The 23,456-nt window shown below is 74.1% G+C and carries 11 protein-coding genes and 2 pseudogenes; 8 read left to right on the top strand and 5 right to left on the bottom strand.

Annotation, left to right across the window (positions count from 1 at the left end):
* The first annotated feature begins 120 nt into the window (after positions 1 to 120).
* The 3 genes and pseudogenes from J1792_RS25545 to J1792_RS25535 all read left to right on the top strand — a co-directional run bounded on the left by J1792_RS25545 (position 121) and on the right by J1792_RS25535 (position 8,936).
* Positions 121 to 7,313, top strand: a pseudogene (locus tag J1792_RS25545) (amino acid adenylation domain-containing protein).
* A gap of 4 nt (positions 7,314 to 7,317) precedes the next feature.
* Complete coding sequence (locus tag J1792_RS25540) at positions 7,318 to 7,521, top strand: MbtH family protein (protein ID WP_086566082.1); 204 nt, start codon at positions 7,318 to 7,320, stop codon at positions 7,519 to 7,521.
* Between the two features lie 47 nt (positions 7,522 to 7,568).
* Positions 7,569 to 8,936: a DHA2 family efflux MFS transporter permease subunit gene (locus tag J1792_RS25535; protein WP_086566094.1), complete on the top strand. Its 1,368-nt coding sequence runs from the start codon at positions 7,569 to 7,571 to the stop codon at positions 8,934 to 8,936.
* Between the two features lie 85 nt (positions 8,937 to 9,021).
* On the opposite strand, the gene fes is transcribed toward J1792_RS25535, so the two are convergent.
* Positions 9,022 to 10,251, bottom strand: a complete 1,230-nt coding sequence (fes, locus tag J1792_RS25530) for an enterochelin esterase (RefSeq protein ID WP_207248297.1) — start codon at positions 10,249 to 10,251, stop codon at positions 9,022 to 9,024.
* Positions 10,252 to 10,390: 139 nt separating this feature from the next.
* Positions 10,391 to 12,597 (bottom strand): annotated as a pseudogene (fhuB, locus tag J1792_RS25525) (Fe(3+)-hydroxamate ABC transporter permease FhuB).
* A gap of 168 nt (positions 12,598 to 12,765) precedes the next feature.
* Between fhuB and J1792_RS25520 the strand changes: the two are divergent.
* The gene (locus J1792_RS25520) at positions 12,766 to 13,521 is read left to right on the top strand and encodes an SDR family oxidoreductase (protein ID WP_086566085.1); all 756 of its coding nucleotides are present in this window, start codon (positions 12,766 to 12,768) and stop codon (positions 13,519 to 13,521) included.
* A gap of 8 nt (positions 13,522 to 13,529) precedes the next feature.
* Here J1792_RS25520 and J1792_RS25515 read toward each other — a convergent pair whose 3' ends face one another.
* Entirely contained in the window at positions 13,530 to 14,966 is a 1,437-nt protein-coding gene (locus tag J1792_RS25515) for an XRE family transcriptional regulator (RefSeq protein ID WP_207248296.1), read from the bottom strand.
* Between the two features lie 1,083 nt (positions 14,967 to 16,049).
* Between J1792_RS25515 and J1792_RS34535 the strand changes: the two genes are divergently transcribed.
* The 4 genes from J1792_RS34535 to J1792_RS25495 all read left to right on the top strand — a co-directional run bounded on the left by J1792_RS34535 (position 16,050) and on the right by J1792_RS25495 (position 19,879).
* Positions 16,050 to 16,397, top strand: coding sequence for a diaminopimelate epimerase (locus J1792_RS34535; RefSeq protein WP_372446174.1), 348 nt, complete (start codon positions 16,050 to 16,052; stop codon positions 16,395 to 16,397).
* 132 nt (positions 16,398 to 16,529) lie between these two features.
* Positions 16,530 to 17,600 carry an isoaspartyl peptidase/L-asparaginase family protein gene (locus J1792_RS25505; RefSeq protein ID WP_086566088.1) on the top strand — a complete coding sequence of 357 codons (1,071 nt, stop codon included), beginning with the start codon at positions 16,530 to 16,532 and terminating at the stop codon, positions 17,598 to 17,600.
* A gap of 119 nt (positions 17,601 to 17,719) precedes the next feature.
* A complete protein-coding gene (locus J1792_RS25500) occupies positions 17,720 to 18,769 on the top strand; it encodes a beta-propeller fold lactonase family protein (protein WP_086566095.1) in 1,050 nt (349 codons plus the stop codon).
* 186 nt (positions 18,770 to 18,955) lie between these two features.
* Entirely contained in the window at positions 18,956 to 19,879 is a 924-nt protein-coding gene (locus J1792_RS25495) for a polysaccharide deacetylase family protein (protein ID WP_086566089.1), read from the top strand.
* Positions 19,880 to 19,887: 8 nt separating this feature from the next.
* Here the strand turns inward: J1792_RS25495 and J1792_RS25490 are convergent, their stop codons facing one another.
* Both J1792_RS25490 and J1792_RS25485 read right to left on the bottom strand, forming a co-directional pair.
* Positions 19,888 to 21,156, bottom strand: coding sequence for an exo-beta-N-acetylmuramidase NamZ family protein (locus tag J1792_RS25490; RefSeq protein ID WP_086566090.1), 1,269 nt, complete (start codon positions 21,154 to 21,156; stop codon positions 19,888 to 19,890).
* A gap of 119 nt (positions 21,157 to 21,275) precedes the next feature.
* Positions 21,276 to 23,216, bottom strand: coding sequence for an ABC transporter ATP-binding protein (locus J1792_RS25485; RefSeq protein WP_242646695.1), 1,941 nt, complete (start codon positions 23,214 to 23,216; stop codon positions 21,276 to 21,278).
* Between the last annotated feature and the right edge of the window lie 240 nt (positions 23,217 to 23,456).

The following is a 23,456-nucleotide window of genomic DNA, read 5'->3' as shown; positions in this document are numbered from 1 at the left end:
CAGGCGATGCGGGGGCCGCTCTCACAAGCGATCAAAAAATAGCTTAGGCTTACCTAAGCTGACGCACCGGGGGGTCCGGTGTGACCAGGAACGTTTGCCATATATCGGGAGTCCCCACGCATGCGTCACCATCAGGCCGAGACCACCCCTGCCGAACTGCCGCTGCTCGCCGCGCAGTCCGGCATCCTGTACGCCCAGGCTCTCGCGCCCGGCAACCCGGTCTACAACACCGGTGACTGCGTGGAGATCGACGGCCCCCTGGACGAGGAGCTGTTCGAACGCGCCCTGCGGCAGACGGTCCAGGAGGCCGAGACGCTGGCGCTCGTCGCCACCCCCGGCGACGGCGACCCCGCCCAGTGCGTCGAGCCCGGAGCCGTCCCCGCCCTGCGGCGGCTGGACCTGCGCACCGCCGAACGGCCCGACGAGGAGGCCGAGGCCTGGATGCGCGCCGACCTCGGCCGGCCCGTCGACCTCACCGAGGGCCCCCTGGTCACCCATGCGCTCATCCGCCTCGCCGACGACCGCCACTGGTGGTACCAGCGCGTCCACCACTTCGCCGTCGACGCCTACGCGCTGACCCTCATCGGCCGCCGGCTGGCCGAGACCTACACCGCCCTCGCCGCCGGCACCACCCCTCCCGAGAACCCCTTCGGCACCCTGCGCGAGCTGGTCGAGGACGAGGCCGAGTACACGGCCGGGGAACGGCACGCCGCCGACCGCGACTTCTGGCGCGAGCGGTTCGCCGACCGGCCCGAGCCCGTCTCCCTCTCCGACCGCCCGGCCGCCGCCGCGGGAGCCGTCCTGCGGCACGGCGGCGAACTGCCCGCCGGCTCCCTGACCCGCCTCGAATCCGCCGCCCGCGCCGCCAAGGCCACCTGGGCCGAGCTCCTCATCGCCGCCACCGCCGGCTATGTGCACCGCATGACCGGCGCCCGGGACGTCGTCCTCGGCCTGCCGCTGATGAACCGCCGCGGCCCCGCCGCCCTGCGCACCCCCGCCATGATGGTCAACGTCATGCCGCTGCGCATCACCGTCCAGCCCCAGGACACCGGCGCCGAACTCCTGCGCCGCGTCGTCCTCGAGGTGCGCGCCGTGCGCCGCCACCAGCGCTACCGGCAGGAGGACCTGCGCCGCGACCTCGGCCTGACCGTCGCCGAGCAGCCGCTGTTCGGGCCGATGGTCAACATCAAGGCGTTCGAGGGCGACCTCGCCTTCGGCGACGTGCCCGGCGTGGTCCGCAACCTCTCCGCCGGCCCTGTCGACGACCTCGCCGTCGCCGTCGTCCCCGCCCCCGACGGCTCCGTGAGCCTCGGCCTGGACGCCAACCCCGCGCGCTACGACGCCGACGGCCTCGCCACCCACGAGAGCGGCCTGCGCCGCTACCTCGACGGCCTCACCGAGCTGCTCCTGGACGACGCCCAGCGGCCCGTGGGCACCATCGACCTGCTCGACGCCCGCGAGATCCACCGCGCCACGGCGGGCCGCACCGAGCCGGCCGTCGAGCGGACGCTGCCCGAGCTCTTCACCGCACAGGCCGCCCGCACCCCCGACGCCGTCGCCGTCCGCAGCGGCGCCGTCTCGCTCACGTTCGCAGAACTGGAGTGCGCCGCCAACCGCCTCGCCCACGAACTGCGGGCGCGCGGAGTGACGGCGGGCACCGCCGTCGCCCTGGCCCTGCCCCGCAGCGCCGACACCGTCGTCGCCCTGCTCGCCGTCCTCAAGGCGGGCGGCGTCTGCCAGCCGCTCGACCTCGGCCACCCCGCACAGCGCCTCACCGACGTCCTCGACGACACCCGCCCCGGCTGCGTCGTCGGCACCGCGGACGCCGTGCGCGGCCTGCCGGAGCACGACGTCCCCGTCCTGCTCCTCGACGACCCGGACACCCGCGCCCGCCTCGACGCCCGGCCCCGCACGGCCCCCGCCGCCCCGGCGCCGCGTCAGCCCGCCTACGTCATCCACACCTCCGGCTCCACCGGCCGCCCCAAGGGCGTCCTCGTCACCCACGCCTCCCTCGCCAACCTGCACGCCGGGCACGGCGCCGACCACATCGCCCCGGCGGTGGAGCGCACCGGCCGGGAGAGACTGCGGATCGCGCACAGCGCCTCGTTCGCGTTCGACGCCTCCTGGGATCCCCTGATCTGGATGGTCCACGGCCACGAGCTGCACCTCCTGGACGACGCCGCCTACCGTGACCCGGCCGTGCTGACCGCCTACGTCGCCGACCACCGCGTCGACTACCTCGACGCCACCCCCTCCTACGTCGAGACCCTGGTCGCCGAAGGCCTCCTCGACGAGGACCGCCACCGGCCCGCCCTCGTCGTCGTCGGCGGCGAGACCGTCCCCGAGCCGCTGTGGCGCCGCCTGGCGGGCACCGCCGGACTGAACCCCATCAACCTCTACGGCCCCACCGAGACCACCGTCGACGCCTACTACTGGCTGGCCGGCCCCGACGGCGACGGCACGGCCACCGGCCGCCCGGTGCGCGGCTCACGGGCGTACGTCCTGGACACCTCCCTGCGCCCGGCCCCCGTCGGAGTCACCGGCGAGCTGTACATCGCCGGAGCCTGCCTGGCCGCCGGCTACCTGAACCGGCCCGACCTGACCGCCGAGCGCTTCACCGCCGACCCCTTCGGCGCCCTGCACGGCGAGCCCGGCGCCCGGATGTACCGCACCGGCGACCTCGTGCGCCGCCGGGCCGACGGCACCCTGGAGTTCCTCGGGCGCGCCGACGACCAGGTCAAGATCCGCGGCTTCCGCATCGAACTCGGCGAGATCCAGGCCGTGCTGGCCGGGCACCCGGCCGTCGCCCAGGCCGCCGTCATCGCCCGGGACACCGCCACCGGCAAGCGCCTGCTGGGCTACGCCGTGCCCGCCGAGGGCGCGACCGCCGACCCCGAGGCGCTGCGCGCCCACCTCGCCGAGAAGCTGCCCGGCCACATGGTGCCCACCGCGATCACCCTCCTCGACGCCCTGCCCCGCACCGCCAACGACAAGCTCGACGTGCGCGCCCTGCCCGACCCGGACCCGGCGGCGCCCACCGCCGGCGCCACCGGCCACAGCGGCCCCCGCACCCCGCACGAGGAGATCCTCCGCGGCCTCTTCGCCGCCACCCTCGGCCTGGACGAGGCCCCCGCCCCGCACGCCGACCTCTTCGACCTCGGCGGCCACTCGCTGACCGCCGGGCGCCTCGCCGCCCGCATCCGCGAGACCTTCGGCACGCCCCTCGGCCTCGCCGACGTCTTCCGCAACCCCACCCCCGCCGCCCTCGCCGCGCTCCTGCGCGAGGCGCCCGCGGCCGACGGCGAGGACCGGCCGGCGCTGGTGCCCGTACCCCGCACGGACCGGATGCCGCTCTCCCCGGCGCAGAAGCGGCTGTGGTTCATGCACCGCCTCGAAGGCCCCAGCCCCACCTACAACATCCCCTCGTCCTGACCCTCACCGGACCGCTCGACCACGACGCGCTGCGGCTCGCCCTGAGCGACCTGACGCACGCCCACGAGACGCTCAGAACGGTCTACCCGGCCACCGACAACGAGCCCTACCAGCGGATCCTCACCGCCGACGAGGCGAGCCCGCGCCTGCACACCGCCCCCGCCGGCGGCGACCTCACCGAGGCCGTACGCCACTGCTTCGACCTCGCCGCCGAACCCCCGCTGCGCGCCACGCTGTTCTCGGACGGCGGCGACCGCCACACCCTGCTCCTCCTGCTGCACCACATCGCCGGCGACGGCGCCTCCACCACCCCCCTCGCCTGCGACCTGGCCGCCGCCTACGCCGCCCGCGCCGCCGGCCGGGCCCCCGAACTCCGCCGCCGCACCGTCCAGTACGCCGACCACACCGCCTGGCAGCAGGACCTCCTCGGCACCGCCGACGAGCCCACCCCGCTCGCCGCCCGGCAGCTGGAGCACTGGAAGCGGACCCTGGCCGGACTGCCCGACCAGCTCGAACTGCCCACCGACCGGCCGCGCCCCGCCGTCGCGTCCTACGAAGGCGACACCGTCCCCTTCCACCTCGACGCCACGGCCCACGCCGCCCTGGAACGGCTCGCCCGCACCACCGGCACCAGCGTCTTCATGGCCGTCCAGGCCGCCCTCGCCGCCCTGCTCACCCGCTACGGCTGCGGCACCGACATCCCCCTCGGCACCCCCGTCGCCGGGCGCGACGACGACACGACCGCCGACCTCGTCGGCTTCTTCGTCAACACCCTCGTCCTGCGCACCGACGTCTCCGGCGCCCCCACCTTCCGTACCCTCCTCGACCGCGTCCGCGCCACCACCATCGCCGCGTACGAGCACGCCGACCTGCCCTTCGACCGGCTCGTCGAGGAGCTCAACCCGCCGCGCTCGCTGGCCCGGCACCCCCTCTTCCAGGTGATGCTCGCCTGGCAGTCGGTGCCCGACGCCGAGTTCGCCATGGGCGAGGGGCTGACGGCCCGCATCGGCGCCGTCCCGTCCGGCACCGCGAAGTTCGACCTCACCCTCAACGCGGGCGAGCAGCCCGGCGGCGGCATATCCGGCTTCCTGGAGTTCCGCACGGACCTCTTCGACGCCGGCACGGCCACCCGCCTCTCCGCCCACCTGACCCGCCTGCTCACCGCCGCGGCCGCCGACCCGGACACCCCCGTCGGCCGGCTGCCCCTGCTCGACGACGAGGAGCTCCACCGCTCCGTCGTCGAATGGAACGCCGGCACCACCACGCCCACCCCCTCCAAGCAGACCCTCGTCGAGCTGTACGAGGACGCCGCCCGCCGCCACCCCGGCCGCACGGCCGTCACCTGCGACGGGACCTCCCTCACCTACGCCGCGCTGTCCGACCGCGCCAACCGCCTGGCCCGGCTGCTGGCCGCGCGCGGCATCGGGCCGGGATCGATCGTGGCGCTGGCCCTGCCCCGCTCGCCGGAGCTGGTCGTGGGCCTGCTGGCGGCCGCGAAGGCGGGCGCCGCCTACCTGCCGATGGACCCCGACTACCCGGCCGACCGCCTGGCCTACATGCTCCAGGACGCCGCCCCCGCCGCCGTCGTCACCGACACCGCGACCGCCGCGCGCATACCCGCGCACGACCTGCCCGTCGTCCTCGTCGACGGCACCGAGGCCGACGCCTACGCGCCCACGGACCTGACCGACGACGACCGCACCCGCGCCCAGCGCCCCGGCGACGTCGCGTACGTCATCTACACCTCCGGCTCCACCGGCCGCCCCAAGGGCGTCCCCGTCACCCACCACAACGTCGCCCGCCTCTTCTCCGCCACCGACCACTGGTTCGGCTTCGACGAGAGCGACGTGTGGACGCTGTTCCACTCCTACGCCTTCGACTTCTCGGTGTGGGAGATGTGGGGCGCGCTGCTGCACGGCGGCCGGCTCGTGGTCGTCCCGCACCTCGTCAGCCGAGACCCCGCCGCGTTCCTGCGCCTGCTGGAGGAGGAGCGGGTGACCGTCCTCAACCAGACGCCGTCCGCGTTCTACCAGCTCATGGCCGCCGACAAGGACCGGCCCGGCACGGAACTCGCCCTGCGCTACGTCGTCTTCGGCGGCGAGGCCCTCGAGCTCGGCCGCCTCGACGACTGGTACGCCCGCCACGCCGAGGACGCGCCCACGCTGGTCAACATGTACGGCATCACCGAGACCACCGTCCACGTCTCGTACATCGCCCTCGACCGCGCGAGCGCCGCCGCCGGCACCTCCAGCACCATCGGCGTCAACATCCCCGACCTGCGCGTCTACGTCCTCGACGAGCACCTCCAGCCCGTGCCGCCCGGCGTCACCGGCGAGATGTACGTCGCCGGCGAGGGCCTGGCCCGCGGCTACCTCGGCCGGCACGCCCTGACCGCCGAACGGTTCGTCGCCGACCCCTTCGCCCACCTTTTCGGCGAGCGCGGCAGCCGCATGTACCGCTCCGGCGACCTCGCCCGCCGCCGCCCCGACGGCACCCTCGAGTACTTCGGGCGCGCCGACCACCAGGTGAAGATCCGCGGCTTCCGCATCGAGCTCGGCGAGATCGAGGCGGTCCTCGCCGACCACCCCGACGTCGCCGACGCGGCCGTCGTCGTCCGCGAGGACACCCCCGGCGACAAGCGCCTCGTCGCCTACGCCGTCCCTGCCCGCGAGACCACCCCGGCACGGCTGCGCGAACACGCCGGCACCGAACTGCCCCTCCACATGGTGCCGTCGGCCGTCGTCCTGCTGGACCGGCTGCCGCTGACCGCCAACGGCAAGCTCGACCGCAAGGCGCTCCCCGCGCCGGACCTGGCCGGCGCCGTCACCGAGGGCCGCGCCCCCCGCGGACCCCGCGAGGAACAGCTCTGCGCGATCTTCGCCGACGTCCTGGGCCTGCCCCGGGTCGGCGTGGACGACAACTTCTTCGACCTGGGCGGCCACTCCCTGCTCGCCGTGCGCCTCGCCGGCCGCGTCAAGGCCGCGCTCGGCGCCGACGTCGGCATCGGCACCGTCTTCCAGGCCCCGACCCCGGCCGCCCTGGACGCCGCCCTCGACGCGGCCGAGGGCACCGACGCCCTCGACGTCCTGCTGCCCCTGCGCCCGGCGAACGCCGGGGACAAGGCTCCGCTGTACTGCGTCCACCCCGCCGGCGGACTCAGCTGGTGCTACGCCGGACTCATCCGCCACCTGCCCGCCGACGTGCCCATCTACGGCCTCCAGGCCCAGGGCGTCGGCCCGGCGACCGCCGCCGAGCCGCTGCCGCGCACCCTGGAGGAACTGGCGGCGCACTACGTCGACCGGCTGCGCGAGATCCAGCCGCACGGCCCGTACCGCCTCATGGGCTGGTCCACCGGCGGCATCATCGCGCAGGCCATGGCCACTCGCCTGCAGGACCTCGGCGCCGAGGTCGAGCTGCTCGCCATCCTCGACGCCTACCCCGCCGAGGGCTTCCGCGAGCTGCCCGTACCCGACCAGGCCGAGGCCCTCGAGGCCCTGCTCGCCATGGGCGGCTACGGACCGGACAGCCTCGAGGGCAAGCCCTTCGAACTCGCCCACGTCACCGAGGTGCTGCGCCGCGAGGGCTCCCCGCTCGCCAGCCTCGACGACGCCACCATCGAGGCCCTCAACCGCACCTACATCAACACCAACCTCCTGGTGCGCTCCTTCGACCACCGGGTCTTCGACGGCGACGTGCTCTTCTTCCGCGCCACCGTCGACACCATCGACGACACCCTCACCCCCGAGACCTGGACCCCCTACGTGACCGGGCGCATCGACAACACGAACGTCGCCTGCTCGCACAAGGACATGACCCTGCCCGAACCGATCGCGCACATCGCCGGCGTCATCGCCGACCGACTGCAGAACCTGGAGAACTGACCCCATGAGCGACGCACCCGCCAACCCCTTCGACGGCGACGGAGACTTTCTCGTCCTCGTCAACGCCGAGGGGCAGCACAGCCTCTGGCCGGGCTTCGCCGCGGTGCCCGAGGGCTGGACGGCCGCCCATGGGCCCTGCGCCCGGCAGACCGCCCTCGACTGGATCACCGAGCACTGGACCGACCTGACCCCGGCCTCCGCCCAGTGACCCGCCTCTCCCCGCGCATCGCCGTCGTGATCGTGTACACGACGGCGATGTGCATGAACGGTCTCGACTCCACCATCGTCAACCCGGCGCTGCTCACCATCGCCCGGGACTTCGACGAACCGGTCTCGGCCGCCAACACCGTCGAGGTGGCCTTCCTCGTCGCGCTCGCCGTCGCCCTGCCCGTCGCCGGCTGGCTCGGCGACCGCTTCGGCACCAAGAAGGTCTTCCTCGGCGCCCTCGCCGTCTTCACCGCCGCGTCGGCGGCCTGCGGCCTGGCCCAGAACCTGCCGGCGCTGGTCCTCGCCCGCGTCCTGCAGGGCGTCGCCGGCGGCCTCCTGACGCCCGTGGGGATGACGCTGCTCTTCCGCGCCTTCCCGCCGCACGAGCGGATGAAGCTGTCCAAGGTGCTCATCGTGCCGACCGCGCTCATGCCGGCGCTCGGCCCGCCCCTCGGCGGCTTCCTCACCGAGCACCTGTCCTGGCACTGGCTGTTCTTCGTGAACGTGCCGCTCGGCGCGGCCGCCGTGCTGATCGGCCTGCTGGGGCTCGGGGAGCACAAGGAGGAGCCCGAGGGCTTCGACCTGAAGGGCTTCCTGCTGGCGACCCCCGCGCTGGGCCTGCTCACCTACGCCCTCGGCTTCGGCCCCGCCCACGGCTGGACCGCGCCCCCGGTCCTGGTCGCCGGCCCGCTCGGGCTCGCGCTGCTGGCCGCCGGGTGCGTCCACCTGCTGCGGGCGCGGACGCCGCTGCTCCGGCTGCGCCTGCTGGCCGACAAGGTGTTCGCGTCCGCCACCGTGCTCGCGCTGGTCACCTCCGCGGGCCTGATGGGCGTCCTCTTCGCCTTCCCGCTCCTCTACCAGGCGGCCCTCGGCGCCTCGGCCCTGGACGCGGGCCTGAGCGTCTTCCCCGAAGCGCTCGGGCTGATGCTGGCCTCCCAGGTGGCCGACCGGCTGATGCCCAGGCTCGGCCCCCGGTGGCTCGCCGTGCCCGCCCTGCTGCTGGCCACCGCCGTCTTCGGCGCGCTGGCCGTGCCGGGCGTCGCCGAGAACGCCTGGGCCGTACGGGCGCTGATGTTCTGCGTGGGCCTGGTGCTGGGCACCGCCGTGCTCACCGTGCAGATCGCCGGCTTCTCCGACGTCCCGCCGCCGGCCATGGGCCAGGCCATGGCCCTGTTCACCATCGTGCGCACCCTGGGCGGCGCGCTCGGCATCGCGGTCACCGCCGCCGTCATCTCCGCCTGGGGCGGCGCCGGCACGCACGACACCGACCCGGGCCCGTACCGGGCCGCCATCGCTGTCACCGCGGGCCTCGTCGCCCTCGGCACGCTGTGCGCGCTGCGCATGCCCAAGGAGGCCCCCGGCCCGCCGCCCTTCGACGACGAACCGCAGGCCGACGAACTGCCGGCCGCGGCCTGAGCACACCGCGCGCCCCACGACAGAGGTCCCGCACCGGCGTCCTGCCGGTCCGGGACCTCTTTCCTTGGCGGTACCACCGGCGGTACTACCGCGGTGCCAGCAGTCCCGCGAGGCCGTCGGCCAGACCGCCGCGCCAGCAGGCGTAGTCGTGGCCGCCGTTGAACTCCGTGTACGTCAGCTCGTAGCCGCGCGCCTCCAGCACATTGCGCAGGTGCCGGTTCTGCGGGAGTAGCATCCACTCCTGCAGGCCCACCTCCAGGTGGAAGCGGACCGGCAGTTTCCCGTGCGTCGCGTACTGCCGCGTCAGCCACTCGCTGCCGCCGTCGAACTCCGTCCCGTCCGGCCACCAGAACGAACCCGACTGCGACAGCGCGTTCCCGAACCGCTCCGGCCGCCGGAACGCGGCGAAGGCCGCCGTCAGACCGCCCGCGCTCTGCCCGGCCAGGACCGTGCGCGCCGGGTCGTCCGTCGCTCCGTACTCCCGCGCCGCCCACGGCAGCAGCACGTCCGCCAGCCAGTCGACGAACTCCTCGCTGCAGCTGAGGTCGGCCATGCGCCGGTCGCGGCCCATCGTCTCGACGAACAGGGTCACGGTCGGCGGTATGCGGCCGTCGGCGCGCAGGTTGTCCAGCGTGGAGGCGAAGTCCAGCACCGGGCCCCACATCTCGCCGTCCAGCAGCACGGCGACGGCGTACGGGCCGTGGTCCTCGGTATGCCCGGCGGGCAGGTGCACGCCCACGCGCCGCCCGTCGACCTCCGCGTCGATGCGCTCGCCGCGCGGTACGGCGTCGCGGGCGATGGCCCATTCCTGGGCCGGCGCGTCGGGGAGCTCCAGCACGGACGAGGGATTGCGCCCGTCCCGCGCCGCCAGCGAGGGCCCCGAGGCGAGCGGATCGGGCAGCGCACCGTCCAGAACGCGCAGCCAGCTGTGCCGGTCCGTGCGCAGGGCGTCCTCGCGGGAGCCGCGGTGGACCGAGAACTGGTACGAGGCCCGGTGATCGGCCCGCAGCCGGTGGCTGATCGCCCACACATCGGTGCCGGGCACCCTGCTCATCAGATGCGGCGCGAGGTCATGGGCGTGCCGGTCCTTGTCCGTGACGGTGTGCAGAAGGGCGAGCACGCCGGCGGCCGGCTCGTCCACGTCGTCCCGCCAGAGGAAGGTGACCAGACGCCAGGCGTCGTCTCCTTCGGGGTCGGGCTCGACGAGGGGTGTACCAGTGCGCTCGGCGCGCTGCCAGAAGGCTTCGACGGCCTCGGGCACTCCGGCCTCCACGGCCGCGGCCAGCTCGCGCAGTGCGGGGCTCTTTGTCTCCATGTGCTTCCTTTCGGCGCGCGTTGTCCTCAAGCGCCGGACGGGCTGGAAATCCAGCCCGTCCGGCGCTTGAGGACAACGGGGTCCGGGGCGGAGCCCCGGTTACGGGAAGGGGCGGGGTGGGGAAATACCGCCGGAGGCGCTAAACCCGCGCCGCCGCCGACCGCCCCAGCAGCACCCACAGCAGGAACGGTCCGCCAAGAACGGTCGTCACAATGCCCACCGGCACCTCGACCCCGTCGAACACGATCCTCCCCACCGTGTCGGCGAGAACGATCAGAACCGCCCCCGTCAGCATCGACCCCAGCACCGGCACCCGCAGCGGCCCGGCCAGCCGTCCGGCGATGACCGGCGAGGCGAGGGCGACGAAGCCCACCGGCCCGCAGATGCCGACCGCGAGGCCGGCGAGCCCCACGGCGAGCAGCAGGCACATCAGCCGCACCCGCCCGGGGGCGACGCCGAGCGAGGAGGCCGTGGAGTCGTCGAAGCGGAGCACGTTGAGCTGCCGGGCGGCGACGAGGGCGAGGGGGACGAGCACGGCGAGGCCGATGAGGACGGGGACGGCCACGGAGTAGCCGCGGCCGTTGAGGCTGCCGGAGGTCCATACGTAGAGGGAGCTCGCGGAGTTGAGGGAGCGGCGGGAGAGGACGACCTGGGTGACGGCCGAGGCGAGCGCCGACATGGCGAGGCCGACGACCAGGACGCGGTAGCCGCGCTGCCCGAGGCCGCCGGAGACGGTGGTGACGACGAGGACGGCCACCAGCGCGCCGACCGGCCCCGCCCACCAGGCGCCGAAGGTGCCGGTGAGGGTGGTGGAGAGCAGTACGGCCGCGGTGGCGCCGTCGTTGACGCCGAGGAGTTCGGGGGTGGCGAGGCGGTTGCGGGCGAGGGTCTGGGTGAGGCAGCCGGCGAGTCCGAGGGCGGCGCCGGCGGTGAGCCCGGCGATGATGCGGCCGAGGCGGAACTTCTGCACCAGCAGGACGTCGAAGCGGTCGCCGGAGCCGAAGACGGCGTTGAACGTGCGGGTCAGGCTCATCTCGCTCTGCCCGGCGTAGGCGGAGACGACGACGGCGGCCAGGAGCAGCGCGGCCAGGGAGAGCGCGGCGAGCGCGGCCCGGCGCGGCACCAGCAGGGAGAGGGCGCCGCGTCGCACCAGCAGGCTCTCGGAACGTTCCTTCGCTCCCCATGGAAGCCGCGGAAGGCGGGGGAGACGGGGAGTCGGGGGAGGAGCCGCCGGGGCGCCGCGCCCTCTTCGGTGGCGGGATCGGTCATGCCCATCGCGCCCATGCGCCGGGAACGGACGAGGGCGATGAGGACGGGGGCGCCGATGAGGGCGATGATGACGGAGACCGGCGCCTCGAAGGGCCGGGAGACGACCCTGGCCAGGACGTCGGCGCCGGTGAGGACGCCCGCGCCGATGAGGCCGGCCAGGGCGATCTGGGCGGTGAGGCGGGGGCCGGCGACGGCCCGGGCGAGGAATCCGGCGAGCAGGCCCAGGAAGGAGATCGGGCCGACGAGGGCGACGGCGGAGGCGGTGAGCAGGGTGACCGCCAGCGCGACGACCACGCGGATGGCGGACGGCCGGTGGCCCAGGCCCCGGGCGAGGTCGTCGCCGAGGGCGAGCGCGGACAGCGGCCGGGCGATGAGGAGGGCGACGACGAAGCCCAGGGCGAGGACGGGGAGCAGGCTCGTCAGTTTGCCGAAGCCCTCGACGCCGGCGAGCGAGCCCAGCACCCAGAAGCGGAAGCGGTCGTAGGTCTCGGCGGAGTTGACGATGATGACGCTGGTGACGCCGCCGAAGGTGGCGCCCAGGGCGGACCCGGCCAGGACCAGCCGCATGGGTGAGCCGCCGCCCCGGCGGCCGGCGATGAACAGCACGAGCGCGCTGGCGGCGACGGCGCCGCCGAAGGCCCACAGCAGGTGCCCGTAGCCGCTCTGCACGCCGAGGAAGGCGATGCCGACGACGACGCCGAGCGAGGCGCCCGCGTTGACGCCCAGGAGTCCCGTCTCGGCGAGGGGGTTGCGGGTGACGGCCTGGAGGAGGCTGCCGGAGGTGCCGAGCGCCGCGCCGACGAGCAGGGCGGTGAGGGTGCGCGGGATGCGCAGGTCCCCGACGACGAGGGAGAGCCGGGAGTTGTCGCGCGCCCCGTTCCGGCCGAGGACGTAGTCGAGCACATCGCCCGGTCCCACCTCGCCCGCGCCGACGGACAGCGACAGGGCGGCGAGCACGAGGACGGCCAGCAGGAGGGAGGCGGAGGCGATCAGGAGGGTCCGGCGGCCGTGCGGAGCGTCCGGAAGTGCCTGGTCATCAACGGCTTCCGCCTCGGGATCCACGTGCGACAAAGTCATAAGGTAAGGCTAGCCTAATGATATTTAAGGCCCGGAACGCCGGGAGGGTCCGGCGCGCCCCGGGCTGCCCGCCTTCGGATCCCCGCAGAGGGCATCCGCATGCGTATGGGGACATGTAGTCATATGGTGGGCGTGCTTCCGCAGTCATCCCTCATCGAGGAGAGACGCATGCCCGGCCATACGCTCAAGGACAAGGTCGTCGTCATCGGCGGCGCCTCGCGGAACCTCGGCGGCCTCATCGCGAGGGAAGTGGCCAAGGACGGGGCCCGTGTCGTCGTCCACTACAACTCCCCGACCTCCAAGGAGGGCGCGGAGCAGACCGCCGGGGCGGTGAAGGCCGCGGGCGGCGAGGCGGTCGTCCACGAGGCGGACCTGACGAAGGTCGCCGAGGTCGAGGGGCTCTTCGAGGTGGCGGTGGCGGCCTTCGGCAGGGTCGACTGCATGGTGAACACGGCCGGCATGGTCATCAAGAAGCCGATGACCGAGGTCACCGAGGAGGAGTACGACAGGATGTTCGCCGTCAACTCCAAGGCGGCGTACTTCATGATGCAGGAGGCGGCGCGGCGGGTGGAGGACGGCGGGAAGATCATCACCGTCGTGACCTCGCTGCTGGCCGCCTACACCGGCCTGTACTCCGTCTACGCGGGCAGCAAGGCCCCCGTCGAGCACTTCACCCGGGCCCTGTCCAAGGAGCTCTACGGCCGCGGTGTCTCCGTCAACAGCATCGCCCCCGGGCCCATGGACACCCCGTTCTTCTATCCGGCCGAGACCGAGGACTCCATCGCGTACCACAAGTCGTCCGCGATGAACGGCGACCTGACGAAGATCGAGGACATCGTGCCGCTCGTGAAGTTCCTGCTCACCGACGGCTGGTGGATCAACGGGCAGACCCTCTTCGCCAACGGCGGCTACACCACCCGCTGAACGCCCCGCTACGAGGCGACCTGCTCGGCCCGCGGGAACTCCGCGCAGGGGGCTTCCCCCTGCGCGGGGCGGCCCGGAGCCCTCGGGCCCGTTCCCCCCTCCGTGTTCCGCGCGCCCTCGGCGGCGAAGAGGCGCACCACGGGCGGTATGAGATAGCGCGGATCCCCGGGCAGCCGCTCGTCGAGCACCTCCACGAGGTGACCGTCCAGCAGATCGCCGACGAGCCGGTGCGCGCGGGCGATGCCGCAGTCGAGCGCGACGGCGGCGCCGCGCAGGCTGAAGCCGGGGGCCCGGGCCTGCGCCAGCCGGTACAGCGCCCACTGCGCCTGGTCGTCCAGCACGCTGAACGCCGCCGCTATCGCCGCCCGTACCGTCACATCCCCCGAGCTCAGCTCCCGCAGCCGGGTCCGGGGGTCGTCGAGGACCTCGTCGATCAGGGTGCGCATCGTCCAGTGCGGGCGGGCGAGCAGCCGGCAGCCGATCACCCGGAGGGCGAGCGGGAGATGACCGCACAGCTCCGCCACGAGCGCGGCGTCGGAGCGCGCCGCGCGGACGCGTTCCTCGCCGAGCATCCTCGCCAGGAACGCCAGCGACTCCTCCGGGCCGAAGGCGCCGACCGTGACGGACTCGGCCCCGGCCAGCGCGGAGAGCCGGCGGCGGCAGGTCGCGATCACGGCGGACTCCCCGACGGCCGGGTGGGCGCAGCGGATCTGCCCTTCCGAGACGGCGTCGTCCAGCAGTACGAGCACTTTCCTGCGGGCGAGCACGGCCCGCAGCCGGGCGCTCGCCTCCTCCAGGGAGCCGAGCCCGTCGTCCAGGGCCCCGAGCGACCGGAGGATTCTGCGGACGACCTCCGCCGGCCGGAGCGCGGGGCGTCCGGCGGGGGACAGCTCGACGTAGAGCTGGCCGTCCGGGAAGCGGGAGAGCGAGCGGTGGGCGGCGTGCACCGCCAGGGCCGTCTTGCCCGCTCCCGGGTGGCCTGCGACCAGCGTCAGCCGGCGCTCGGGCCGTTCCGGGCCGCCGGGCCGGGCGTCGCCCAGGGCCAGCGCTTCGGTGATCCGGCGCAGTTCGGCTTCCCGGGCCGTGAAGTCCACGGTGTCCGGCGGCAGTTCGCAGGCGAGACGGTGGCCGGCCGGCTCGCCGTGGTCGCGGGCGTCCCGCGTCGGCTCGTACGCGGCCGGAGCGGAGGCGACGTCCGGCGCGAGCCGGGCCGCCCTGGCCGCTTCGACGAGCCGCCAGGTGGCGTCGTCGCCCTGGGCGAGTGCCTCGGTGAGCAGTTCCACGGACTTGCGCCGCGGCCTGCCGGTCCGGCCGCGCTCGAGGTCGCTGATGGCGCGTACGCTCAGCCCCGACGCCTCGGCCAGCTCCTCCTGGGTCATGCCCGCCGTCAGCCGATATCGGCGCAGCAACAGGCCGAACGAAAACCACTGGTCCCCGTCAAGCAACTTTACTCCCCCTTGGCCATTTCCTGCCGATTCCGGAGCCGGCGTCGAGTGACCTACGGGCTTCCCCCCCCCGTATATGGCTCCACCAAGGGTATGGGCATTGGACGGGCCGCGAAGGCGGTTCCTGGTGCTCCGTTTATCGTACTTTCAGGGCCCTTGCCAGTGAACTTCTCTGAGCCTGCGGGTGGAAACTCCTGGATTCCGGATGGTATTCGCCATGGAATTCGGCCGCCGCCGCGCCGGGGGAATTCGTCGCGGAGCACCACCACCGCGGCGGACCGGAAGTCGCCCGGCGATTTCACGGCACTTCCGGGCCGCCGGCCGGAGGTTCACCGGAGGCCGGCCGGCGGTCTGCCCACGGGCGGCGGCGAAGGCGTTGCGGCGCACCGCGCGGCGGACCCAGGATGCCCCGGAGGCGGTCACCACCCGCCGTGCCCTTCGTGTACCGGGAAGGTGGCCGATGGCACCCCGAATCGCAGCGACAGCCTGGCACTTCGCACCGGTCCACCCCGCCGGCACCCTCACCCACGGCTCCGAGCATGCTCCGGGCCGGCGTTGAGCCCGGGCCGCGGTACGCCAAGGGCTACTGCGGCGGCAACGGCTTCGTCATCCTCCTCGACCCCGACAACCGTGTCCCGCTGTCCGAGGCCGCCGCGCGCGCCCTGTGCACGCCGCACACCGGGCTGGGCGGCGACGGCGTCCTGCGGCTCGTGCGCACCGCCCGGGCCGGGGTGCCCGGACTCACCCGCAGCGAGTGGTTCATGGACTGCCGCGACCCCGACGGCTCCCGGGCCCTGATGTGCGCCCCCGGCCTCGGCCTTGTCGCCCGCTACCTGACGCTCGTGGGCCTGGCCCCGCCCGGCCGGATGTGGATCGGCACGCGCGTGGGCGACAAGCGCGCGGCCGTCGGCCCCGACGGCCGCGCGACGATGGAACTGCTGCCCCCGCGCGTCCTCGGCCCGTCCTCGGCGACCGTCGACGGGCGGACGCTGCCCGGCACCGCCGTCTCCCTGGGCAACCTGCACCGCCGTCTCCCTGGGCAACCTGCACCTGGTCTGCCTGCTCGAGACGCCCGTGGCGTACGTGGACCTGACCCGGGACCTGCGGCTGGACGTCGCCGACTACCCCCGGACCACCGGCGTCATCGTCCCGGACGTCGGCCTCTCCCTGGTCAACGTCCTGCCCGACGGCCGCCTACGGGTGCGCGTCCACGAGCCGGGCGCCGGCGCGAGGCGCTCGTGCGGCACCGCCGTGTGCGCGGCGGCCGCCGCCGTCCAGCACACGGCCGGGGAGTGGGGGACCACCATCGTGGAGAGCGACTGCGGACCGCTGTCGGTGACGCTGGAGCCCAACGCGCCGACGCTGCTGTCGGGCGCGGCGGGCATCGCCGCCGAGGGCGTACTGGACGCGGGCTGGCTGGCCGCGCTGTGAGCGAGGAGACGACGCAGGTGCCCGCGAACGGGCGGGCCGCCACACCGGGTGTGGCGTGAAAGGCGGGTGGACAGGAGCGGGCGGGGTGCCCAGGGTCGTAGCGGACCCGCCCACACCCAGCGAGGGGAAGCCATGCGCCCGCGTTCCAGATCGTGGATCGTTCTCGCACTCGCCCTGCTCGTGGCCGCGACGGTGACCTCGTCGGCCCTCCCGCGGCCGGCCGGCGGCCGCCCGGCGTCCGTCGCCGCGCCCGCCGGCCCGCCCCGGCCCGAGGCCCGTGACGTGGTGCTCGCCGTGCACGGCGGCGCGGGCACGGCCCTGCGCCGCGAGGACACCGACGCCCGCACCGAGAAGGCCTACCGCGACGGTCTCGCCGACGCCCTGCGGGCCGGGCGCGACGTGCTGCGCCGGGGCGGCGACAGCGTGGCCGCCGTGGAGGCGGCCGTCCGCGTACTGGAGGACGACCCGCTGTTCAACGCCGGCAAGGGCGCCGTCTTCAGCGAGGACGCCGGCCACGAGCTCGACGCCTCCGTCATGCGCGGCCGCGACCAGGCGGCCGGGGCCGTCGCCGGGGTGCGGCACGTGCGCAACCCCGTCTCCGCCGCCCGCCTGGTGATGGAGCGGACCCCGCACGTGCTGCTCGCGGGCGAGGCGGCGGACGCCTTCGCGGCGCGCGCCGGCCTGGTGCCCGTGACGCAGGACTACTTCTGGACACAGAAGCGGTGGGACGAGCTCATGAAGGCCAAGCAGCCCCGGCCGGCCGCCGCGGCCCGCGACGAGAGCATCACCGGCACCGTGGGAGCCGTCGCCGTGGACGCCCGGCGCGACCTCGCCGCCGCCACCTCCACCGGCGGCATGACCAACAAGATGGCGGGCCGCGTGGGCGACTCGCCCCTCGTGGGCGCGGGCACCTACGCCAGGAACGGCACCGTCGCCGTGAGCGCCACCGGCCAGGGAGAGGTCTTCATCCGGGGCACCGCGGCGGCGACCGTCGCCCACCTCGTCGAATTCGGCGGCAGGGACGTGGCGTCGGCGGCGTACGAGGTCGTGGTGGAGCGGCTGCCGAAGCTGGGCGGCAAGGGCGGGGTCATCGCGCTGGACGACCACGGCACGTACGCCGCCCCGTACAGCAGCGAGGGCATGCTGCACGGCTACGCCACGAAGGACGGCCGGATCGTCACCAGGATTTTCCCCGACGAGTGACCCCGGTCACGATCTCTCCGCCCAAACCCCGTGTCACCAGCGGGAATGCGTGACGGGAAACCCTGGCGTGACGACGTCGCACTGGAGTCGCGCCGGGGGCCGGGCCGAGGGTGGTGACCATGAACGCAACCGACGCGAACACCTCCGGCCGTGACGTCCTGGCGGTCGTCAGCCAGTCCGGCCCCACCGTCACCTTCTTCGACGCGACGACTCACCAGCGGCTCGGCGTCCTCGAAGTGCCCGCCGAACCCCACGAGTTGTGCTACGACCCGGACCGCCGCCTGCTCTACTGCCTCAGCACCTATGTCTCCGGCTACTACCACGCGCACCAGGGACGCGCCCGGCAGATCACCGTCATCGACCCCGACACCCGCACGATCGTCGACACCCTCGACACCACCCCCGACCACGCCCCTCACGGCTTCGCCCTGGACCGGGCCCGCGCCCGGCTGTACGTCAGCGTCGAGGCCACCGACACCGCCCCCGGCGGAGTGATCGTCTACGACGCGCGGACCCGTGAGCGCCTGGCCAGGATCCCGGTCATGGCCGACGGCCCGCACTGGTTCGCGATCACCCCCGACGGACGCCGGGGCTACTCCACCAACAAGGAGGCGCCCTTCGTGTCCGTCGTGGACCTCGAGCTCGACGCGTTCGCCGGCCGGATCGAGGTGCCCGGCAGCGAGGGGCTGGACGTCTCGCCCGACGGGCGGCACGTCTACGTCGCGGCCCCCAAGGGCGACTTCGGCGTCCGCCCGGCGGCCCCGCCGGGGGTACGCGTGATCGACGTTGCCAAGGGCGAGGTCGTACGGACCCTGCCCACCGAGGGCGTGGTCTTCCCCGTGCACACCACCGTCACCGGCGCGGTCCTCGCGGGGGAGCTGCGGATGGTCCGGGAGCCCGGCGGCGAGCTCGGCGCGCAGACCGACGGCGTGCTGACCGTCTTCGCGCCCGGCACCCTCGAGGTCGTCGGCCAGGTGGAGGTGGGGCGGTTCCCGCTGACGATCACCTCTTCGCCTGACGGCGGAACGGGTTACGTGGCGAACGTCATGTCCGGCACGGTGACGGTCGTGGACCTCGAGCGCCTGAGCGTGACCGCCACCCTCGAGGTCGACCGGGCGGGCGAAGCGGGTGCCCACGGGCTGGCCTACATACCCGCGGCCCGTAGCTAGAGGGCCCAGGCGGTCCGCGCGGCGCCGCCGGTGCACCCGGGCGGAGGAATCACCGGGCGGCGCGCGGTTGCGAGGTTTGGCACCTGCCCCGAGGGTGGGTGTCAAGATCATCGAACCGGCGTCGTCGCCGGGGTGAGGTGACGGACCGTGCGCATCCGGCGATCCGTCACCCGTGAGGAGTCGTGCATGTCCGGATACCGTGACGCCTTCCGGCGTGGCCGCGGACGCCACCGGCGCCGCCGCCGGGCTCCGCTGAAGCCGGTCCTTGCCCTGTCCGTTCTCGTGGCCTGCTCGGCGTACATGGCGCACGCGGTGGACGACGACCCCACCGAGTGCGGGCCGCAGGGCATGGCCGGCCCGAACTGCCGGAGCGTGCCCCTGGGCAACCGGGCCGACAACCCGGCGGGCAAGGCGGGCGGCGCCGAGGCCGTGCCGCACGAGGGTGACGGCGCGGGCGCCGCCCCCCGGCCCCGCACCGCCGAACAGGAGGGCGTCTACGACCGCGAGCGATGCGGCAACACCTCCGGCCGGGTGCTGCTGACGCTGGACGACTGGCCGTACAACGACCCGCAGCGGTCCGTGCGCATCGGCGCCCAGCTGCAGGCCCAGGGCGTACGCGCGGCGTTCTTCCTCATCGGCAAGTTCGCCGCGCAGTACCCCCAGATCACCGCGACCCTGCGGCAGCAGGGCCACTGGGTGGGCAACCACTCCTTCTCCCACCAGAAGCTGACCGCGCTGGACGAGGACGTCCTCACGGACGAGATCCGCCAGGGGGTGGGCGGCAACATGCTCCGCCCGCCCTACGGCGCCGCCGACGAGCGGGAGCGGGAGGTCGCGGCCGACATGGGCTTCCGGATCTGCAACTGGACCATCGACACCCACGACTGGGAGAAGACCGACGGCCAGCCGCGCAGCGCCGAGGACATCCGGGCGGCCGTGCGGGACGCGACGCCGGAGGAGAAGCACAACGGCGTGGTCCTGGGGCACCTGTTCAGCAACTTCCCCGACGCCCTGCCCGGCATCATCAGCGACCTGCGCAGCCAGGGCTACGGCATCTGCCGCAACACCGGACCGGTCAACGACCAGATGCCCTACCCGCTGGACTGCTGACCGCTTCGTCAGCGATAGCGCAGGTAGCGGCGCCGCACCGCCCGGAAGGCCGTGAGCTCCCGCTGCCAGGCGCCGGTCACCTCGTCCGTGCCCGCCCCGGCGTCGATCATGGTCCGGACCCGGGGCGAGCCCGTCAGCTTGTCGATGAAGCGGTCGGGGCGCCAGGCGAAGCCGCGCCAGGTCCGCTTCGCCGTGACCAGCAGCGCGATGCCCGTACGGACCGGGTCGAAGGCGTGGCGGTCGTGGACGTGCAGCTGCAGGCCGCCCACCGTCCGGCCCTGCGAGGGGCCGAAGGTGGGGGAGTAATAGGCCTCCCGGAAGTGGACGCCCGGCAGCCCGGCGGCGTTCGCGGCCCTGGCCCAGCGGCCGTCGAGGCCCTCGGCGCCCAGCATCTCGAAGGGGCGGACCGTGCCCCGCCCCTCCGACATGGTGGTGCCCTCGAACATCCCGGTGCCGGCGTAGACCAGCGCCGTGTCGGGCGTCGCCATGTTGGGGCTGGGCGGCACCCAGGGCAGCCCGGTGGCGTCGAAGAAGTCGCCGCGCCGCCAGCCCGACATCTCCACGACGGTCAGCGGCACGGCCCGCCCGGCCACGGAGGGCACGAACTCGCCGTTGTAGAGCAGAGCGAGCTCGCCGACGGTCATGCCGTGGGCCTGGGCGATCGGCGCGCGCCCGATGAAGGTCGCGTACGCCCGCTCGAGCACGGGTCCGTACGCCTCACGGCCGCCCGCCGGGTTCGGCCGGTCCAGGACCACGAAGCGCTTGCCGGCCAGGGCCGCCGCCACCATGCAGTCGTAGAGGGTCCAGATGCAGGTGTAGAAGCGGGCCCCGGCGTCCTGGCTGTCGTAGACGAGCGTGTCGACCCCGGCCCGGTCGAACAGATCGGCGAGCGGCTGTCCGCTCTTGCGGTACGTGTCGTACACCGGCAGCCCGCTCGCCGGGTCGGTGTAGTCGCCCTCGGAGAGCCCCGCCTGCGGCGTACCGCGGTAGCCGTGCTCGGCGCCGAAGACGGCCCGCAGCCGCACCCGGCGGTCGGCGTGCATGACGTCGACGACGCCGCGCGCGTCGGAGGTGATGCCGCTCTGGTTGGTGATGACGCCGACCCGCTGCCCGTCCAGCAGCCGGTAGCCGTCGGCCGCCAGACGCTCGAAGCCGGTCCGCACCCGCGTGGCGCCGTCGGGCCGCCCGGAGGCGGCCGCCGTGTGCGGCGGACCGGCCAGGGGCGTGACGCCGGCGGCCGCGCCGGTGGCCAGCAGGGTCCGCCTGGAAACCGCCATACCTGTCATATCCCAGCAAAGTAGCCCATCCGGGCCCGGCCCGTACGGACGCGACGCCGTACGGGCCGGGCCGTGTCCGCCGCGGGCCGGCGGCGGACCACCCTCGCGTCAGCGGGACGTCACAGGCTGACGGTCTCGGCGGGGTCGGGGGACCGCCGGGCGCCGGGGACCGCCGGGTCGTCCTCGGCGAACTGGTCGCGCTGCAACCGGTACAGGTCGCGGAAGATGCCCGCGGGGGAGTGGCGCATCAGTTCCTCGAAGGTCCCGCTCTCGCGCAGCCGGCCGCCCTCCAGGACGTGGATGACGTCGGCCTGCCGCACCGAGGCGAGGCGGTGGGTGATGAGGAGGACCGTCTGGCCCTGGTCGGCGAGGCGGCGGATCTGCTCGAAGACCTGCAGCTCGGCGCGGGCGTCCAGCGCCGAGGTGGGTTCGTCGACGATCAGGACGCGCCCCTCGCGGTAGCGGGCGCGGGCGATCCCCAGCCGCTGCCACTGACCGCCGGACAGCTGGTGGCCGCCCTGGTAGCCGCGGGCGAGCAGCGTGTCCCAGCCGCGCGGCAGGCCGGCGATCATGTCGTCCGCCCCGGCGTAGCGGGCGGCCTTGGCCAGCCGCTCCTCGCCGACGGGAACCTCGGTGCGCCCGATGGCGACGTTCATGCGGCAGGTGAAGGGCCAGCGCTGGAAGTCCTGGCTGACCATGGCGAACCGGGAGAACATCTCCGCCCGGTCCAGCCCGTCGGCGTCCTGCCCGTCCCAGCGGATGTGCCCGCGGTCGGGGCGGTAGAGGCCGGCCAGCAGCTTGACCAGGGTGCTCTTGCCCGAGCCGTTCTCCCCGACCAGGGCGACGACCTTGCCGCCGGGGATGCTCAGGCTGACGTCGTCCAGGGCCGGGCGCGCGGTGGCGTCGCTTCCCGGATAGGTGAACGAGACGTTCTCGAACCGGATCTCCCGGGGATCCTCCGGCACCGGGCTCCCCCCGGAGGGAATGGCCCGCTCGCCCGCCTCCCGGCACAGCCGTTCCAGGTCCTGGACGTAACAGGCCTCCTCGTAGAGGTTGTTGACCTGCAGGATGAGCGTGGCCAGGCTCGCCGAGCCGCTACGGGTGGCCAGCACGGCGGTGCCCGCCACCGACAGCCGCATCACGCCGGTGAGCAGCAGGCAGCCCAGGGCCGCGTACGTCCCCAGCGCCGCCGCCCCGGTCAGCGCGGCGGCGATCAGGCGGGTGCGCGCGGCGTCCCGGGCGAGGCGGGTCTGCTCCGCCTCGGCGCTCTCCGACATGCTCCGGTAGTGCCGCAGCAGGAACGGACCCACGCCGTGCACCCGGACCTCGGGGGCGGGCTCGGGCCGGATGAGCAGGTTGCTCAGCAGCCGGCCGGCCCGGGAGTGCTGCACCCAGCGCTGGAAGGAGGCGTAGCGCGCCCGGGCGTTGCGCAGCGCGGCCCAGGACCGCGGCAGGGTGGTCAGGGCCAGCAGCGGCAGCAGCACCGGGTGCAGCACGGTCAGCACGCCCGCGGCCGCGGCGAAGGCGACCAGCGCGCCGACGACGGCCGTGCAGTACTTGATCATGCGGCGGGCGGAGGAGGCCCCGTACTGGGCCGAGTCGAGCAGCCGGTGGAACTCCTCGTCCTCGATCGCGGCCAGTTCCACGTGGATGACGCGCTCGAGGTACATCTCGGTGGCCACCCGCTCGACCTTGGGCTCCAGGCGGCCGGTGCCGGAGGTGGAGGCCGAGGTCGCCAGCGCCCCGACGACGGCGGTGACCGCGACGATCAGCAGGGAGGGCAGGGCGTCGTGCAGCCGGCCGCCGGTCGGTCCGGCGGCGAGGACGGCGGCGAGCACGTCGTTGACGGCGACCAGGCCGATCGCCTGGCTCACGCCGTGGGTGATCTCGGCTACGGCCACGGTCCGCAGCGCCCCGGGGTCCGCCCGGCGCGCCAGCCGCACGGTGGAGGCGATCAGGCGCGGCAGCCGCAGCGCCATGGTCCACAGGGACATCTCCAGGTAGGCGTTCTCGTGCTTGTTCCAGCCCTGGTCGTGCCGGAGCGGGCCGCCGAACAGCAGCTGCTCGGACTGCGACGCCCCCTCTTGTTCGAATGGCGGATCCGTGAGTCCGGATTTCGTGCGGCTGTTCCGCCGGTGGTGCACGGGGCCTCCTCGTTGACGGCCGATCGGACGAATGATCGGAAAACGACGCCCGTCAGGGGGTCGTCACGGTCTCCGAGGAGCGCTTTCTCGTTCAGGAATTCGAATTGGTGTGGATCGGCCCCTGGCCACCGGACGCGACGCCCGGCGGCCGCTGTG

Origin of the sequence: Streptomyces triculaminicus (assembly GCF_017349075.1) — a bacterium.
Lineage (GTDB): Bacteria > Actinomycetota > Actinomycetes > Streptomycetales > Streptomycetaceae > Streptomyces > Streptomyces triculaminicus.
This window is presented reverse-complemented; position numbering and strand designations above follow the sequence as displayed.

Bases quoted from the DNA above. Each gene is read 5' to 3' on its own strand.
- J1792_RS25540 (WP_086566082.1), top strand. From the start codon at position 7,318: ATGAGCGACGCACCCGCCAACCCCTTCGACGGCGACGGAGACTTTCTC.
- J1792_RS25535 (WP_086566094.1), top strand. From the start codon at position 7,569: ATGTGCATGAACGGTCTCGACTCCACCATCGTCAACCCGGCGCTGCTC.
- fes (WP_207248297.1), bottom strand. From the start codon at position 10,251: ATGGAGACAAAGAGCCCCGCACTGCGCGAGCTGGCCGCGGCCGTGGAG.
- J1792_RS25520 (WP_086566085.1), top strand. From the start codon at position 12,766: ATGCCCGGCCATACGCTCAAGGACAAGGTCGTCGTCATCGGCGGCGCC.
- J1792_RS25505 (WP_086566088.1), top strand. From the start codon at position 16,530: ATGCGCCCGCGTTCCAGATCGTGGATCGTTCTCGCACTCGCCCTGCTC.
- J1792_RS25500 (WP_086566095.1), top strand. From the start codon at position 17,720: ATGAACGCAACCGACGCGAACACCTCCGGCCGTGACGTCCTGGCGGTC.
- J1792_RS25495 (WP_086566089.1), top strand. From the start codon at position 18,956: ATGTCCGGATACCGTGACGCCTTCCGGCGTGGCCGCGGACGCCACCGG.
- J1792_RS25490 (WP_086566090.1), bottom strand. From the start codon at position 21,156: ATGGCGGTTTCCAGGCGGACCCTGCTGGCCACCGGCGCGGCCGCCGGC.